Annotated in this window: 12 protein-coding genes and 3 tRNA genes; 13 read left to right on the top strand and 2 right to left on the bottom strand. The window is 40.3% G+C overall.

Translation table 11 applies throughout. The annotated features are described in order from the left end of the window. Window positions 1-25: 25 nt before the first annotated feature. The 4 genes from hpt to P1X15_RS28905 all read left to right on the top strand — a co-directional run bounded on the left by hpt (window position 26) and on the right by P1X15_RS28905 (window position 5169). Complete coding sequence (gene hpt, locus P1X15_RS28920; protein WP_277341611.1) at window positions 26-556, top strand: hypoxanthine phosphoribosyltransferase; 531 nt, start codon at window positions 26-28, stop codon at window positions 554-556. A 54-nt stretch (window positions 557-610) separates the two neighbouring features. After that, on the top strand, window positions 611-1219 hold the full coding sequence (locus P1X15_RS28915; protein ID WP_277341610.1) for a HupE/UreJ family protein: 609 nt from the start codon (window positions 611-613) through the stop codon (window positions 1217-1219). 91 nt (window positions 1220-1310) lie between these two features. Further along, the gene (locus P1X15_RS28910) at window positions 1311-3695 is read left to right on the top strand and encodes a M1 family metallopeptidase (protein ID WP_277341609.1); all 2385 of its coding nucleotides are present in this window, start codon (window positions 1311-1313) and stop codon (window positions 3693-3695) included. Window positions 3696-3798: 103 nt separating this feature from the next. Next, entirely contained in the window at window positions 3799-5169 is a 1371-nt protein-coding gene (locus P1X15_RS28905; protein WP_277341608.1) for a thioredoxin-like domain-containing protein, read from the top strand. Here P1X15_RS28905 and P1X15_RS28900 read toward each other — a convergent pair. After that, the gene (locus P1X15_RS28900; protein WP_277341607.1) at window positions 5154-5825 is read right to left on the bottom strand and encodes a hypothetical protein; all 672 of its coding nucleotides are present in this window, start codon (window positions 5823-5825) and stop codon (window positions 5154-5156) included. The genes P1X15_RS28905 and P1X15_RS28900 overlap by 16 nt on opposite strands. A gap of 120 nt (window positions 5826-5945) precedes the next feature. Between P1X15_RS28900 and P1X15_RS28895 the strand changes: the two genes are divergently transcribed. Next, window positions 5946-7967 carry an FAD-dependent oxidoreductase gene (locus tag P1X15_RS28895; protein ID WP_277341606.1) on the top strand — a complete coding sequence of 674 codons (2022 nt, stop codon included), beginning with the start codon at window positions 5946-5948 and terminating at the stop codon, window positions 7965-7967. Window positions 7968-8024: 57 nt separating this feature from the next. On the opposite strand, the gene P1X15_RS28890 is transcribed toward P1X15_RS28895, so the two are convergent. After that, window positions 8025-9242 carry a serpin family protein gene (locus tag P1X15_RS28890; RefSeq protein WP_277341605.1) on the bottom strand — a complete coding sequence of 406 codons (1218 nt, stop codon included), beginning with the start codon at window positions 9240-9242 and terminating at the stop codon, window positions 8025-8027. Window positions 9243-9408: 166 nt separating this feature from the next. Between P1X15_RS28890 and P1X15_RS28885 the strand changes: the two genes are divergently transcribed. The 8 genes from P1X15_RS28885 to P1X15_RS28850 all read left to right on the top strand — a co-directional run bounded on the left by P1X15_RS28885 (window position 9409) and on the right by P1X15_RS28850 (window position 15753). Further along, entirely contained in the window at window positions 9409-10002 is a 594-nt protein-coding gene (locus P1X15_RS28885; RefSeq protein WP_277341604.1) for an RNA polymerase sigma factor, read from the top strand. A 6-nt stretch (window positions 10003-10008) separates the two neighbouring features. Then, the gene (locus P1X15_RS28880; RefSeq protein ID WP_277341603.1) at window positions 10009-10878 is read left to right on the top strand and encodes a hypothetical protein; all 870 of its coding nucleotides are present in this window, start codon (window positions 10009-10011) and stop codon (window positions 10876-10878) included. Window positions 10879-10917: 39 nt separating this feature from the next. Further along, window positions 10918-11946 (top strand): outer membrane beta-barrel protein, encoded by a 1029-nt coding sequence (locus P1X15_RS28875; protein ID WP_277341602.1) that lies wholly within the window; start codon window positions 10918-10920, stop codon window positions 11944-11946. A gap of 180 nt (window positions 11947-12126) precedes the next feature. Then, window positions 12127-12209, top strand: a tRNA-Tyr gene (locus P1X15_RS28870). A 71-nt stretch (window positions 12210-12280) separates the two neighbouring features. Further along, window positions 12281-12353, top strand: a tRNA-Gly gene (locus tag P1X15_RS28865). A 99-nt stretch (window positions 12354-12452) separates the two neighbouring features. Beyond that, a tRNA-Thr gene (locus tag P1X15_RS28860) sits at window positions 12453-12524 on the top strand. 67 nt (window positions 12525-12591) lie between these two features. Continuing rightward, on the top strand, window positions 12592-13779 hold the full coding sequence (gene tuf, locus P1X15_RS28855; RefSeq protein ID WP_028664239.1) for an elongation factor Tu: 1188 nt from the start codon (window positions 12592-12594) through the stop codon (window positions 13777-13779). A gap of 96 nt (window positions 13780-13875) precedes the next feature. Then, window positions 13876-15753: a 7TM diverse intracellular signaling domain-containing protein gene (locus P1X15_RS28850; RefSeq protein ID WP_277341601.1), complete on the top strand. Its 1878-nt coding sequence runs from the start codon at window positions 13876-13878 to the stop codon at window positions 15751-15753. Window positions 15754-15899 lie beyond the last annotated feature (146 nt).

The raw sequence follows: 15899 nt of genomic DNA, 5'->3' as shown, positions 1-15899 counted from the left end.
AGGATTTTTTAATATTTTTCAAATCATGCTGACGGTCAAAGACAAAAAATTTGTTTTGTTTATCGACAAACACCAAATAGAAACGCGAATAGCTCAACTTAGTCGCGAAATTAGTGAAGATTACCGACATAAAAACCCTTTATTCATTGTAGTCCTCAATGGTGCTTTTATGTTTGCATCAGACCTTATGAAAAACGTTTCAATCCCATGTGAAATTACGTTTGTGCGGGTTTCTTCTTACTCCAAAACTACTTCTACGGGTGAGCTTACTGAAGTGCTGGGATTAAAAGAACCAATCCAGAATCGACACGTGATTATTGTAGAAGACATTGTCGATACGGGATTGACAATGAATAAGTTATTGTTTCAGCTGTCTATTCACAAACCAGACTCTATTCAGGTTGCGACTTTACTTTTTAAACCCGCTGCCCTCAAAACCCCTCTTAGCGTTAAATACGTAGGTTTTGAAATAGAAAATCGTTTTGTGGTAGGCTATGGGCTTGATTATGACGGCTATGGCCGCAATACCGATAGTATTTATGTTTTGGCTGATTAAGGCGTTCTATTTTGATAATAATTAAGAAAATTCACCTCACCTCTCTCCCACTCCATGTCTGAATTTCAAGCGTATTTACAACTTGGTTTTGAACACATCACCGATCCGAATGGTTATGACCACATTTTGTTTGTAGTTGCACTTTGCGCCATTTATGCTTTTCGTGATTGGAAAAAAGTGCTGATTCTGATTACGGCCTTTACATTAGGGCATTCGGTCACGCTTGCGTTGGCTACGCTCAAGCTTATCACTTACAGTTCGGATGTAATAGAGTTGTTGATTCCTATAACTATTTTTATTACAGCGCTTTCTAATTTTTCCGAAACTAATCAAGGAGAAGCAAAATCCCCCAAATTGCGGTACATACTAGCGGTATCTTTTGGTTTAATTCACGGAATGGGCTTTTCCAATTACTTGCGGAGTTTATTGGGCGAACAAGAAAGTATCGTAATGCCTTTGTTTGCGTTTAATCTGGGTTTGGAATTGGGACAGTTGCTAATTGTTGCCATTGCCTTGGGGATTGCCTCGCTTTTTGTGGAGGTTTTAAGAGTAAAACGTCTCACTTGGAATCATCTTATATCGGGTATCGTGGCAGGAATGGCACTTTCGCTTATCTTAAACAATGAGCTTTTCCGTACTATGATGGGGATGTCGGTAGAATGACGTCGCTAAAAAAGTGCTAAATGTCGCGCCTTAAAAGGTCTTTATTTATTATTAAAGTATTTTTACACCAATCCAACAAACCAAATATCAAATGAGAAAACAGTTTATCTTTTATTGGCTCATGCTTACAGGAGGCGGCCTGCTAGCACAGCCTCCAGCAGGTAACTATCATGCCAACGACCGCTTTGAACAACTTGGAGCGACCCTGCCTACTCCCAACACGACGCGTACAGCATCGGGTGCTCCTGGGAAAGACTTTTGGCAGCAACGTGCTGACTATGATATCAAAGCAGAACTAGATGACGAACAACGTAAAATCACCGGAAGCGAAACCATTACTTATCATAATTATTCGCCCGATGAGCTGAAATATGTATGGTTGCAGCTTGACCAAAACTTGTTTGCGAAGGGTTCTATTAATGCGCTTTCACAGCACAATAGCATCCAGCCCCAAATGTCGTCCAATGCCGTGCGTGGTCTAAACGCACCAAGCTCGGTACGTAGTAGCATTACGGGAGATAAAGACTATGATTTTAAAATTACTTCGGTCAAAGATGCTAAAACAGGCAAACCACTCCCTTATACCATCAACAATACCATGATGAGAGTGGAGCTACCGGTAGGTATCAAAACAGGGCAATCATATGCTTTTTCGGTAGATTGGAATTATTTCATCAACGAATATTATGGACGTGCAGGGTATGAGTTTTTCCCAAAAGATGGCAACACCAATTACTTCATTGCGCACTGGTTTCCGCGTATGTGTGTGTATGATGATGTAAACGGATGGCAGCATAAGCAGTTTTTAGGGCAAGGGGAGTTTACCTTGACTTTTGGAAATTATAAAGTTGCTATTACCGTCCCCAATGACCATATCGTGGGGGCAACGGGCGAAATTCAAAATATGGCACAAGTGCTGACGCCTGAGCAGCAAAAGCGCATGGAGAAAGCAAAAACCGCTACTCGTCCAGTATTAATTGTGAGCCAAGAAGAAGCAGAAAAAGCGGAGAAGGGCAAGCCTACGGGCAAGAAAACGTGGATTTTCAAAGCTGATAATGTCCGTGACTTTGCATTTGCTAGTAGCCGCAAATTTATCTGGGATGCGATGCAAGTAGAGCAGGCTGGCAAGAAAGTGATGTGTATGTCGCTTTATTCTAAAGAGGGAAATCCGCTATGGGGACAATATTCGACAATGGTCATTGCTCATACCATTAAAACATACTCTAAATTTTCTATTGATTATCCCTATCCTGTATGCTACTCTTGCCATGTCAATGGTGGGATGGAATATCCAATGATTTCGTTTAATGGTGGCCGTCCCGACCCTGACGGGACTTATTCGGAAGGCACGAAATTTGGAATGATTGGGGTGATTATTCACGAAGTGGGCCACAATTTCTTCCCTATGATTGTCAATTCTGATGAACGTCAATGGGGCTGGATGGATGAAGGATTAAATACTTTTGTACAATATCTCACCGAAAAAGAGTGGGATAGAGATTTCCCAGCGCGCCGTGGTGAACCTCAAGATATTGTGGAATACATGAAGCAAGACACCAAAAACCTGGTGCCTATCATGACAAGTTCCGACAATATCATGATGTATGGCCCCAATGCCTACGCAAAACCTGCCACTGCGTTGAATATTCTACGCGAAACAGTAATGGGGCGTGAATTGTTTGACTATGCTTTCAAAGAATATAGCCGCCGTTGGGCTTTCAAAAATCCTACTCCTGCTGATTTCTTCCGTACTATGGAAGATGCCTCTGGAGTGGATTTGGATTGGTTCTGGAAAGGTTGGTTTTATGGAGTGGAGCCCGTGGACCAAGACTTAGTGGAAGTAGAATGGTTTGCGGTAGATACCCAAAATCCTGACCTCAACAAAGCCGAAGCTAAAAAACAAGCTGACGAAAAACGCAACACCGTGGCTCGTCAGCGCGACAAAGATTACATCAAAGAGTCGGTGGTAGAAAAAAATCCTGACATGAAAGATTTTTATAATACCTACGACCCTTACAAAGTAACCGACACCGACAAAAAGAAATACGAAGCTTATCTGGCAAGTCTTTCGCCCGACGAGCGTAAATTGGTAGAATCAGGCTTGAATTTTTATACTTTGAAAGTCAAAAACAAAGGTGGTTTGCCCATGCCTGTGATAGTGAAGATGCAGTTTGAAGACGGAACGGATTCGGTGGCTCGTTTTCCAGCGGAGATATGGCGTTTGAACGACCAGCAGGTATCGAAGGTGGTGACGACGAAGAAGAAAGTAGTGCAATGGACCTTGGATCCTTATCGCGAAATCGCTGATATTGATGAGGAGAGCAATCATTTCCCACGTCAGCCAGCACAGCCTACGCGTTTTCAGTTGTTTAAAGGAGGCGGTTTTCAGCGAGGTGGTGGCAGCAATCCCATGCGTGAAGCCCAACAAAACCAACAGACCCGTCCTGCTCAGCAAGGAGGCGCCAATAAAAACTAAGAAATTATCTTAATGATTTTTTTACCCCTATCATGGTTTTGCGCCTGATAGGGGTTTTTTATGGCATGAGATTTGCCCCTGCCTTTTGAAAAGGCAAAATAGCATGTTTAAAGCGATACACTTTGTGGGGTTTCTCCTAATGATTCTTGTGAAATCTGCCCTAGCACAAAACGGTTTTCGGATAGAAGGAAAATTGCATAATGCTACTCCTATGAGGCTTATTTTGGCACAGCATTTTGGCGGAGAATTGATGCCTATAGATACGGCAGTAGTAGGACAAGATGGTCGCTTTGTCTGGGAAGATACACATACTATACCTGCTGGAATGTGTCGTATAATAGGAATTGGACGAGGGCTTGACATAGTGGTGGCCGATTCGCAACGTTTTTCGTTTGAAGCTGATATAAAAGATGTTATTGGGACAATCCGCTTTCAAAACTCTACCGAAAATACTCAGTTTTTTGACTATCAACGTCAAGTTCGAGTACGCTATCAAAAAGCGCTAATTTTTCGTAAACAAACCAATATCAAAGATGATAATGACCCGCGTTGGAAAGCTCGCTTTGAAGAGTTAAACGAAGAAATAAAATATTACGTGGACTCATTGTATGTTAAACAGCCCGAATCGTTTGTGATACGCTTCCTTAAAAGTTATCAAGAACCTAAACGTCCTATTTTGCCCATAAAAAAATGGACCGCCAAAGATTCCTTGTATTTACAGTCCTATATTCGAGCACATTATTTTGAAAATTCTTTTTTATCAGACGAAAGAATGATTTATACCCCTACGGTGCCAGCTCGGATTACGCGTTTTTGGAAAAATATAGAAAAATTACCTTCTTCAGAACTTATAAAAACCATTGAAAACGTCATTGGGCAAACTCAAGGTACGGTCGAGTTGAGGAAGTTTGTAGTTGGAAAAGTTGCTAATGATACAGAATTTGCTTCTACGGCTGCCTTGGATTCTCTTTACAGTTACATCATAGAGAAATATGTAACCCATGAGCCATCACTTTGGGATGCAAGTACACTTCAAAAAGTAAAGGAAATAAAGCAAATAAAGGATAGAGTGAGTCTCAATAAGACTTTTCCCGAATTGATTTTAGTAGATACCCTCAATCGCCAAATTGCGTTGAATGAAATAAATAGTGACTACACTCTTTTATTTTTTTATGATCCAGGCTGTAGTCATTGTAGAGAACAAACGCCCAAACTGACAAAATTGGCAAAACAATATCCTGAAAAATTAAAAGTATTTGCCGTCAGTTTGGACGCCGAAGAAAAGACTTGGAAGGAATTTATCAAAGATTTTAGAACCGAAACGTTTGTCAATGTACGAGATGCTTCTCGAAAGATTGAATTCGACAAACTCGGTGTTTATCATTATCCTACGCTATATCTGCTCGACCGCCAAAAGAAAATTGTGGCAAGATGGCTGAGTCTTTCGCAGCTAGAAAGTTATTTGCTCAATTGATAAGCCGCCGTAAGTTGTAAAACTCCAAACTTTTGAAAAAATCGACTATCTCTCAATTGTGGATCGCCTGGTACATTATAGGCAATGTACATATCGCTTACTCCCTGGATACTGCCTAAATATCTCAATCCCAATTTTAATTTGTTGGCTTTAAATCCTACTCCTCCTTGGTATCCTAAAGTGAAAGGACGATAAGGTGAAAAAGTAAGGGGAGAGTTAGAATATTGAGAAAGAAATTCTTTGAGGTTCCCATCATCAAATGCTTTGAATGAAAGCATGGGTCCAGCACTGATTTCAAAACGATTTTTTTGATAACCAATTGACAAAGGAATGTCTATTTGGCCATACTGAAGGTTGGTTAGGTTACTGCTATTTGAACTTTCTAGTTCGGCTCCTTTTACGGATAGCAACAATTCTCCTTGTAAAAATACATCTTCTAATGTACGAACATAGCCTCCTACCGCATACCCAAATGTCATTTTGCCACTAGAACGAATGGTTTCTGGTGTAGACAAACTAGAGACACTTCGGCGGGCCAAAAAATCTTCTCCTCTAAATTGGGAAAGCTGCAGTCCCGCTTTTAATCCCCATTCTACTCTTTGCGCATTGGCTGTGATGACACAAAGACACAAAAAACATACAAATCGTATTTTCATAAATCAACTTTATAGTTTGCATTAACTAAAACGCAAATCTACGGAAGATGTTGCTTGAGTTATGTAGCCATATCGTATTTTTGAAAGAATATAACTTGGTTATTAGAAACCCCTTATACAATGAAAAAATATGCCTTAGGAGTTGTCCTTTTATTAGCCACGCCATTCTTGACTTTGGCGCAAGTCTATGATATATGTGTATATGGAGGAACATCTGCTGGAGTAATAACTGCTTACACCGCCAAAAAAGCTGGCAAATCTGTACTTCTGATAGAGCCTAGCAAACATTTGGGAGGGCTGAGTGCAGGCGGATTGGGCCAAACAGATATTGGTAATAAATATGCCATTACGGGAATCGCTAGAGAGTTTTATCGAAAGATTGGGCGGCATTATGGCAAGTTTGAACAATGGACTTTTGAGCCTCATGTGGCCGAAAACTTATTTAAGAATTATGTAAAAGAGGCCGGGATTGTGGTTTGGTACGAACACCGTTTGCTGTCGGTCAACAAAAAACAGGGCGTCATTCAAGAAATTGCTGTTGAATCCTCCAATAACATAGGTGCTAGAAAACTAGTAAAAGCTAAGATGTATATTGATTGTACTTACGAAGGAGATTTAATGGCCAAAGCGGGGGTTAGTTATATCGTAGGGCGAGAAGCCAATAGTGAGTATAATGAAACATGGAATGGGGTACAGCTCCTCGACAAACATCAATTTCCAGACGGAATCGATCCCTATAAAACCCCCAATGACCCCTCAAGCGGATTGCTTTGGGGGATTTCTACTGATGCTTTAGCTCCTAATGGAACGGGTGATAAACTGGTTCAAGCCTATAATTTTAGACTGTGTCTTACCAACAACCCCACTAATCGTATTCCGATTACTCGCCCAGCCCATTATGATTCAACAAAATACGAATTATTGCTGAGGCAAATTGCTATTGAAAAGCCTACTCATATCAATTGGGGGGTAATGCATATTGCGGATATGCCTAATTCTAAAACAGACATTAACAACAAAGGTGGCTTATCGACCGATATGATTGGCGCTAATCATAACTATGCAGAAGCAGACTATGAGACCCGTAAGAAAATCATTCAAGCACATGAAGACTACACCAAGGGCTTCCTATATTTCGTAGGGCACGACCCTCGTGTACCTAGCCACCTTCGGCAGCAAATGCTCGAATGGGGCTATCCTAAAGACGAATATTTGGACAACGATCATTTTAGCCATCAGTTGTATATAAGAGAAGCCCGTCGATTGGTCGGAGAATATGTAATGACTCAGCACAATTGCGAAGGCCGTGAAGTGGTGCAGGATGGAATCGGGCTTGCTGCTTATACAATGGATTCTCACAACTGCCAACGGATATTAGTGAAAAATCCCAGGACCGGAAAACTAGAAGTAAAAAATGAAGGAGATGTGCAAGTAGGAGGCTTTCCCCCCTACCCCATTAGCTATCGTTCATTAGTGCCCAAAAAAGCAGAATGCCAAAATTTACTTGTGCCAGTTTGCTTGTCAGCGAGTCATATTGCTTATGGTTCTATTCGAATGGAGCCTGTTTTTATGGCTTTGGCGCAAGCGGCGGCGGTAGCCGCCACAATGGCCATTGATAATAAGAAAGCGGTGCAAGAAATAAACATCTCTCAACTCCGAGGTACTTTGCGTACCAATCCGCTCATGGATGGAAGTCAAGCGGAGATTTTGCTTGATAATGACGTAACTCCCCAAAATATTTCTCTACAAGGTAATTGGCAAAAAATCACTACGGGAGGAAAATATGCAGCGTCGCAGTTGATTAATACCCCTAAAACAAAAGACCTAGCCACTGTGCGTTTTACGCCCGATATTTTACAAAGAGCCACCTATGACATATATGTGTATAATCCCAATCCCACAGGCGGTGGAGGAAACCCCGGAGCGGAAGCTGACCAAACCAAAACTGCTAAAACGCTAATCAGAATTAAAGCTGGCAGTAAAGTAACAGAAGAAATGATTGTGTCTCAAAATCAAATCAATGATTGGATAAAGTTGGGCTCTTTTGTGCTGGAGAGAGGGGCTGATAATTTTGTCGAAATTACCAATCTTAAAGCCCATGGAATCGTAGTGGCTGATGCCGTGCTATTTGTTCCGCGCTAAAAAATAAAGGAGGCACTCAAATGCCTCCTTCCATTACTCTATTACTATTTTGAATATTTATGGGTTTACTATTTTTCCCATAAAAAGAACAGTATTAGAGCTTTTTTCATTTATAACAATAACAAAGGGACGGTCTGCATAATAAGTTTGGGGAACAGATGTCAACTCTACTCCAATCGTAGTGACAGCCGCTGCTTCTGTACCTTTTTCATCTACTCCAACATAAGTGTTTTGTTTTACAAATCCTACTTTGAGATTGCCTGCTTTGTTGATTTTTGTTAAATCGGCATCATCCGAAAAAGCCGTAGGCATACCCATTTTTTTTAGGACTTCGTTAAGATAAACTTCATATTCTAAAGTGAAACGCGGAAGACCGATTTGTAGATTATTTACTTCTTTCAAACTTTTTTGCAAATCCGACCATTCCGTAGGTGAAAGTTTTGAGATAAGGCTATTGATATCTGTGTTTCCGGTAGGTACCATCACCGTCATGGCATATTGACCATTGCCATAAGGAAGTTCGTAGGCAAAATATCCCTCACGATTGGCAAACGAAATTTTATCTTTCATCTGCATCATTTTGACTTGCTTTGTTTGGCTTGTGCTAAGCTGAAAAGGATAATCTGACGTTTTTTGGGTATCAAAACTCGTTTTCCAATCTCCTTTGAAATAAAGAGCATTCATCAAAAACAATACCATTTGAGGCTCTATTTTATCCAACACTTTTTTGATTTTGCCGTTGGTTTTATCACTAGCCCAATTATTTAGGGGAGTAGCATCAGAACCGCTAAAAGAAGAAGCTTCGGCTTGGAAAGATTGTTTTAGGATATTGATAAAATCAGTTTCGGGCTGAAACGAATCTCGATTCCACACAGAGTTTGCTAATCCCAGTGTCACTTTGGGATCTGCTTTTGGCAATCCTTCAATTAGTTTTTGATAAGTAGCGTTGGCGTCAGTCAATGATATGCCGTTCAATTTTAAAGTTTGTTGAATTTCTTCCGCAGTTTTGCCATTAGCACCGTTGACAAGCATGCCCAATGCCATATGTAAACTTAAAGGCGAAACAAAAACATTTTTTTCCGGTTTTTCTCCTTCATTAAGTTTCTTAAAAAAATCAAAGGCAAAGTCATCCGTGCGGCTGGCAAAGTCACCAGAAATCGTCACTTCTACACCACTAGGGGCTGGGCCACCAGAACTACACCCTATTGCTGCCCAGAGTAGCAATAAAGTCGCTGCAATGACAAATAAGCTTTGAAAAAAAGAAGAGGTTTTCATGATTGATGCTGTTCTAAAAAGAGTAGTCATAAGGCCGTTTGGTTTGAGTGAAAACTTAACCTATGACGTACTTTGTAAAATAACGGTTGGAACTAGAAAAAATTTTTTTAAATCTATGCAACCTTTGTGCCAATCACTTGCATCTACCTATTGAAACAGCCTAGTTATGGTAAAAATTTTACAACTGTTCACGAGCGAAGCCCAATTGGTCAAATCCTTGCAAAAGGGAGATACCAAAGCACAACGCCATTTGTATGAAAAATACTCGGCGAGGTTGTTGGCGGTTTGTGTCAGGTATATCAATGATAAAATGGAAGCGGAAGATGTAATGATAGAGGGGTTTATGAGAATTTTTGAGAAAATAGACCAATTCAAGGGAGAAGGAAGTTTTGAAGGATGGATGCGGCGGTTGATGACAAACGAAGCCCTGATGTATTTACGCACGAAACGCCACATAGAAATCGATATTGACGCTCCCGAAGCTCAGCAACTTTCCAATTATGATTGGGCGGATGCAAACCTAGAAGCGGATGATTTGATGGCAATCATCGGAAAACTTCCTACTGGATACCGTACCGTATTTAATTTGTATGCCATAGAAGGGTTCTCTCATGCCGAAATCGCTGAGCAACTCGGAATCACAGAAAGTACTTCCAAGTCTCAATTGCACAGGGCAAGGGCTTTGTTGCAGGAAATGGTAAAAGAAGCAGAAAATCTAAGTCGAACCACTACAGAAGTAGTAAATCGCCTAAAAAAATAAAAAAACATGAAAAAGCACCCTACAGACAAGTTTTTTGCTGAAAAGCTAAAAGAAGTCGAAATTAAACCTCGACCTGAGGCTTGGGATAAGCTTCAAATGCGTATGCAGACCAAACAGCGACGCATTGGCGGATGGTGGCAACAAGGCCCTTGGCTGGCTGCTGCTGGCGTGTCGTTAGTGCTTGTGGCTGGCTGGGTGATATGGAGTCTTAATCAATCGCCTGATTTGACAGTAGCTCATAAAGAGACAAATAAGTCAATGCCTCCACAAAAGCAGACTATACCTCTAGGTGAGTCTAACAAAATACCCTCTTCTACCGATACCGACGCTATCGCGGCGTTGGCCGAAATCCCAAAAGAGCCAACGGATAAAGAAGTAGAAAAAAGAAATATTAGGTCTTCTGTTCCCCAGAAAGATGCTCGACAATCTGAACCTACTATCTTAGAATCGTTGGCACTACAATCTTCCCAAGAGGTAGCAGTTAATGAAAATAAGACACCTGAGCGTGAGAATGTTAATATCGCTCCTACCAAAGTTGAACAACCTCAATTAATTGCCCAAAATAGTCCTACTTCTAATCAACCAGTGACGAAAACAGTGGTATTACAGCTTCCAGAACTAAAACAGTCTTTGGTGGCTTCGGCTCAAGTTGAATCAAACGTAGAAAAACAAAGCGCTGATAATGTAGAAAAACAAAAATCTGACAATGAAGATTTTGGTGAAAATCTGTTGAACAAACCTCGTAAGTCAACCCGAATGACAAAAGTATGGCAGCAGCTCAAAAATGCCAAAAATGGTGAAAAAGTAGATTGGGAAGAGGTGGGATTTAATCCAAACAAAGTACTAGCCAAAGCCACTGGCAAAAATGAAAATTAAACAATGAAAAAGTACCATCATAATCAATTAAACACAGCCATGAAAAAGTTAATGCTTACCTTATTCTTTGCCATTTCGGCCTTTGTTGTACACGCCGAAAAATACACACAGCAAGGCGATTCGCTCATTGTACAGTTTGGGAACAATACGCGTCTTATTATTCAAGCTAAAGACAAAGACGGTATTTTGAGCCTACGCCAGTATGACCTTAACAAAATTGTGAGAGATATGGGAGCTGCTCTTGATTCCAGTGATAAAGAGACCTATATCTACATCAATGAACAAAACGGACGCAAATACCTCAAAGATACGGTGTTGGTAATAAGCCGGAAAGATGGCGAAGTAAAGATTACCATCAATGAACCTTCAGCTAGTGTTTCTAAAGAGAAAGAAGATAATAGCTCCAAAAATGATAACAACAATGACGATAATAGTGTAACCCGTAAAGTAACCCGTCGGTATCGAAGTCCTCGTAATGGGTTTGATGTATTAGTGGGGCTTAACACTTATGGACAGAACAATCCTCTGAGCTATCAATCGGCAGACTATGACCTACAGCCTTGGGGTTCGCGCTTTGTGAGTTTGAGTTGGGTAAGAGGTGCTGCTATAAGTCGAGGCAAAGACGCGTCGTTGGGTTTGGACTTGGGAATAGATGTCTCTTGGTATAACTTTATGTTTGATGGCAATAATACTGTCCGCAAAGACATGCAAACGGTAGCCTTTCCAGCTTTGACTAACGACGTATATAAAACAAAACTAACGGCTGCGTACATTGATTTGTCTTTGATGCCTACCCTTGCCATTCACCGTGGTATCATCTCTTATTTAAGTTTTGGCGTCTACGGTGGGTATCGTATTTCTAGCTACACCAAAGTGCAAGAAGCTAGAAAAGGGCGCTCTGAAAGAAATCATTCAAACTATCACCTCAATGATTTTAGATATGGATTAGGTGCCGAGCTAGGCATTAGACACTTCCCTGATCTTTTCATGCAATATGATTTAGGTGAATTATATCAAACCAACAAAGGTCCAGCGGTTCGCGTTTTGAGCTTTGGTATTCGTCTATAATCCTTAAAATTAGTGAGTTAGATAGTAATAGGATCGCCCTTTACTTTTTGACTCACTATTTTTTTTATTATTCTTGAATATTTTTTTCTTTAAAAATTTGAATTATAAACAAAAGCTTGTACATTTGCGACTCCAAAATCTGAACAGATAAGGTTTTGGGCGTTTTTTGAAAAATACAATGGGGGTGTACCAGAGTGGCCAAATGGGGCAGACTGTAAATCTGCTGGTTTATACCTTCGGTGGTTCGAATCCATCCGCCCCCACTTTTAGTAAAAGTTTGCAGTTTAGAGTAAGCATCTTGTTTGACTATTGACTGACAAATAACAACTAAAATGCGGGAGTAGCTCATTTGGTAGAGCGGTAGCCTTCCAAGCTTCAGGTGGCGGGTTCGAGCCCCGTCTCCCGCTCTCTTTCAAGTTAATTGTTACTTGTTGATGGTTATTTAGAAAACATTTTTTTAAAACTAATAACTATTGACTGTTAGCAATTAACTTTTTTGTTGAAAAGCCGTTATAGCTCAGTGGTAGAGCACTTCCTTGGTAAGGAAGAGGTCCGGGGTTCAAATCCCCGTAACGGCTCTGGATGTGCAAGTTTTTCTCTGTAATTCCATAATAAATAAAAAACCAATTTTTAGTTAATAAAGCAATGGCAAAAGAACAATTCGACCGGTCAAAACCCCACGTAAACGTAGGTACTATCGGTCACGTTGACCACGGTAAAACGACATTGACTGCTGCTATCACAAAGGTACTCGCAGAAAAAGGTTTGGCAGAAAAGAAAGATTTCTCTCAAATTGATAACGCACCTGAAGAAAAAGAGCGCGGTATTACTATTAACACGGCTCACGTAGAATATCAAACTACTAACCGTCACTATGCTCACGTAGACTGTCCTGGTCACGCTGACTACGTTAAAAACATGGTAACGGGTGCTGCCCAAATGGACGGTGCCATCCTTGTTGTAGCTGCTACTGATGGTCCTATGCCTCAAACTCGCGAGCACATCCTTTTGGCTCGTCAGGTAGGTGTACCTCAATTGGTGGTTTTCATGAACAAAGTAGACATGGTAGACGACCCAGAGTTGTTGGAGCTTGTTGAAATGGAAATTCGTGAATTGTTGTCTTTCTATGAGTTTGACGGTGATAATATCCCAGTAATTCAAGGTTCTGCTCTTGGTGGTTTGAACGGCGATGCTAAATGGGTAAAAACTATCGAAGAATTGATGGACGCTGTTGATAGCTGGATTCCTACTCCTGCTCGTGATACAGATAAGCCATTCTTGATGCCTGTTGAAGACGTATTCACTATCACTGGTCGTGGTACTGTAGCCACTGGTCGTATCGAGCGTGGTATCATCAACTCAGGTGAGCCTGTTGAAATCCTTGGTATGGGTGCTGAGAACCTCAAATCTACCGTAACAGGGGTTGAGATGTTCCGCAAAATCCTTGACCGTGGTGAAGCAGGTGACAACGTTGGTTTGTTGCTCCGTGGTATTGAAAAATCAGATATCCGTCGTGGTATGGTTATTTGTAAGCCAGGTTCAGTAAAACCACACGCTAAATTCAAAGCTGAGGTTTATATCTTGTCAAAAGAAGAAGGTGGTCGTCACACTCCATTCTTTAACAACTATCGCCCTCAATTCTATTTCCGTACTACTGACGTAACAGGTATTATTACTTTGCCTGCAGGTGTGGAAATGGTTATGCCTGGTGATAACTTGACTATCGAAGTTGATCTTATCAACCAAATCGCAATGGAAAAAGGTCTTCGTTTCGCGATTCGTGAAGGTGGCCGTACTGTTGGTGCTGGTCAGGTGACTGAAATTCTTGACTAATTTATATATAGTCATATACTAAAAAAGGGCACTCCTACGAGTGCCCTTTTTATTTTTGTAATTAAACCGTTATTTTGGCGTGTTTTTCCTCGTACAATGCAAAATTTCGGAGTCAGATTCATTACTATTATTGTTTTTGGGATATGTTTTAGCCTCATAGGATTGGCTCAAACTAACTCAGTAATCTATCTTGATGAAAACACGAAAAAGATAAATATTTGGGGAAATGACAAAATTCAATATTTAGAAGATACTACCCAACAACTGCAGCTCAAAAATATACTGCTGGATACCACCTTGGCTTTCCAAAGTGCGGCAAGCCATTCCCCCGATTTTGGTTTTGTAGAAAGTTTGTTCTGGATTAAGTTTAAAGTTTGCAAAAAAACCAATCAATCTGTCAGTTGGGTTTTGCATAATAGCTACCCTATGGTAGATGAGCTCAGAGTTTATTTATTGAATGAGACTTCAGGAGTCGTAACACGCAAGACGTTGAAGGAAACATTTCCAGGGTATCAGCGAAATATAAATGTTCATCAATGCGCTTTTCCTTTAGACCTCATACCTGGTCAAGTATATACAGTATATATCCACTTCTATAGCGCAGATGCTAAAAAACTTCAATTTGAAATTTTAGAAACCCATCTTTTTTACGAATCTTATTTTGATGAACTCTGGTTTTGGAGCTGGCATTTGGGGTTTGTAATCTGTATGATTATAGTACAACTAATTTTTTTGTTGGTTACTAAAGAGCGAAATTTTCTATTATATGTACTATTCTTAACAGGCTACCTGCTGGTTGCTGTGGTGGGAGGCTATGGAATCATTGACTCTCTCTTATGGGAACACAACGATTGGATAAAAAGATATAGCATCATAATAGCCGTCGCTTTAAGTTGTGTATTGGGAGCACTGTTTTATGCGCATGCTTTGCGTCTAAGGGCCTTAGCTCCTATTCTTTATAGATTGTTGATGTTGGATGGGATTTTATCTATTGTATTAAGTTTTTGGATTGTTATAAAACCTGACTTAATGAGCCCAAACGTTTACTCTTGCGCTCTCATTGTCATCTTTTTTTGTTTAGTATCTATTGCCTGCATTGTAAGTTATAAAAGAGGAAATCATTCGGCGATTTATTACCTATTTGGTACACTCGCCTATTTTATAGGTATAATGGTCATATTGCTATGGACCTTGAGCTATCTATCTCCTAATGTATTTGTGGCTAATGCAATGCACATAGGCAGTATGCTCGAAATGATGTTTTTTACTTGGGCTTTAGCAGATGATTACCGCCGTACACGAGAAGAAAAAGTTCAAACTCAGGAGGAACTAATTTTTACCCTCAAATCACAAAATAAGGAAATTTCTGAAGCACTATTGCGCGGACAAACCTTGGAGCGAAAAAGAGTTGCCGCAGATTTACATGATTCCCTAGGCGGAACCCTCTCTGCTATGCGTTGGACGCTTTCTTCTTTCAATCCCGAAGGATTGACACCGCAAGAGAGACAAGTTTATGAGGGGCTAGTCGAAATGACCAAAGATGCCCATCAGAGAGTCAGATTTTTGAGCCACAATTTGGTACCGGAAGATTTAGAAAAAGATGGACTAGGGCTGAGTTTACAAAAACTTGTTGACAAGCTAAACCGCAACAATAGAACCACCTTTTACCTAGACATTGGTCTTGAAGAAAGATTAAACCATAAAACGGAGTTTGAGTTTTATAGCATATGTCTAGAATTAATAAACAACGTAATCAAACATGCCAATGCCACCGAAGCTCGAATAAAGCTTCAAAGAAGCGGCGGTTATGTTCATCTTGAAATATTTGATAATGGGAAAGGAATCAATCCGCACACTACCCAAGGGAAAGGGATGCAAAATATTCAAGATAGGATTTCTTCGCTCAAAGGGACATGGCAAATAGAATCAAATACAAGAGGCACTTTTGTGTCGGCTCAAGTACCCATTAGTTGACTCTTTATTTTATATAGTAATGCGAATCAAGAGTTGGGTTTAACAGCCAACTATTTATTAACGAGATACTTATATGTAGATAGTGGGGTAAAAGTTTTCCCAGAAACATAAAAAGTAGTAAGATTGGGTTCTCACATCTAATCAAA

It is taken from the genome of Runella sp. MFBS21 (genome assembly GCF_029433105.1).
Taxonomy (GTDB): Bacteria; Bacteroidota; Bacteroidia; order Cytophagales; family Spirosomataceae; genus Runella.
The sequence above is the reverse complement of the archived record's forward strand: the minus strand, read 5'-3'. Positions and strand labels throughout refer to the sequence as shown.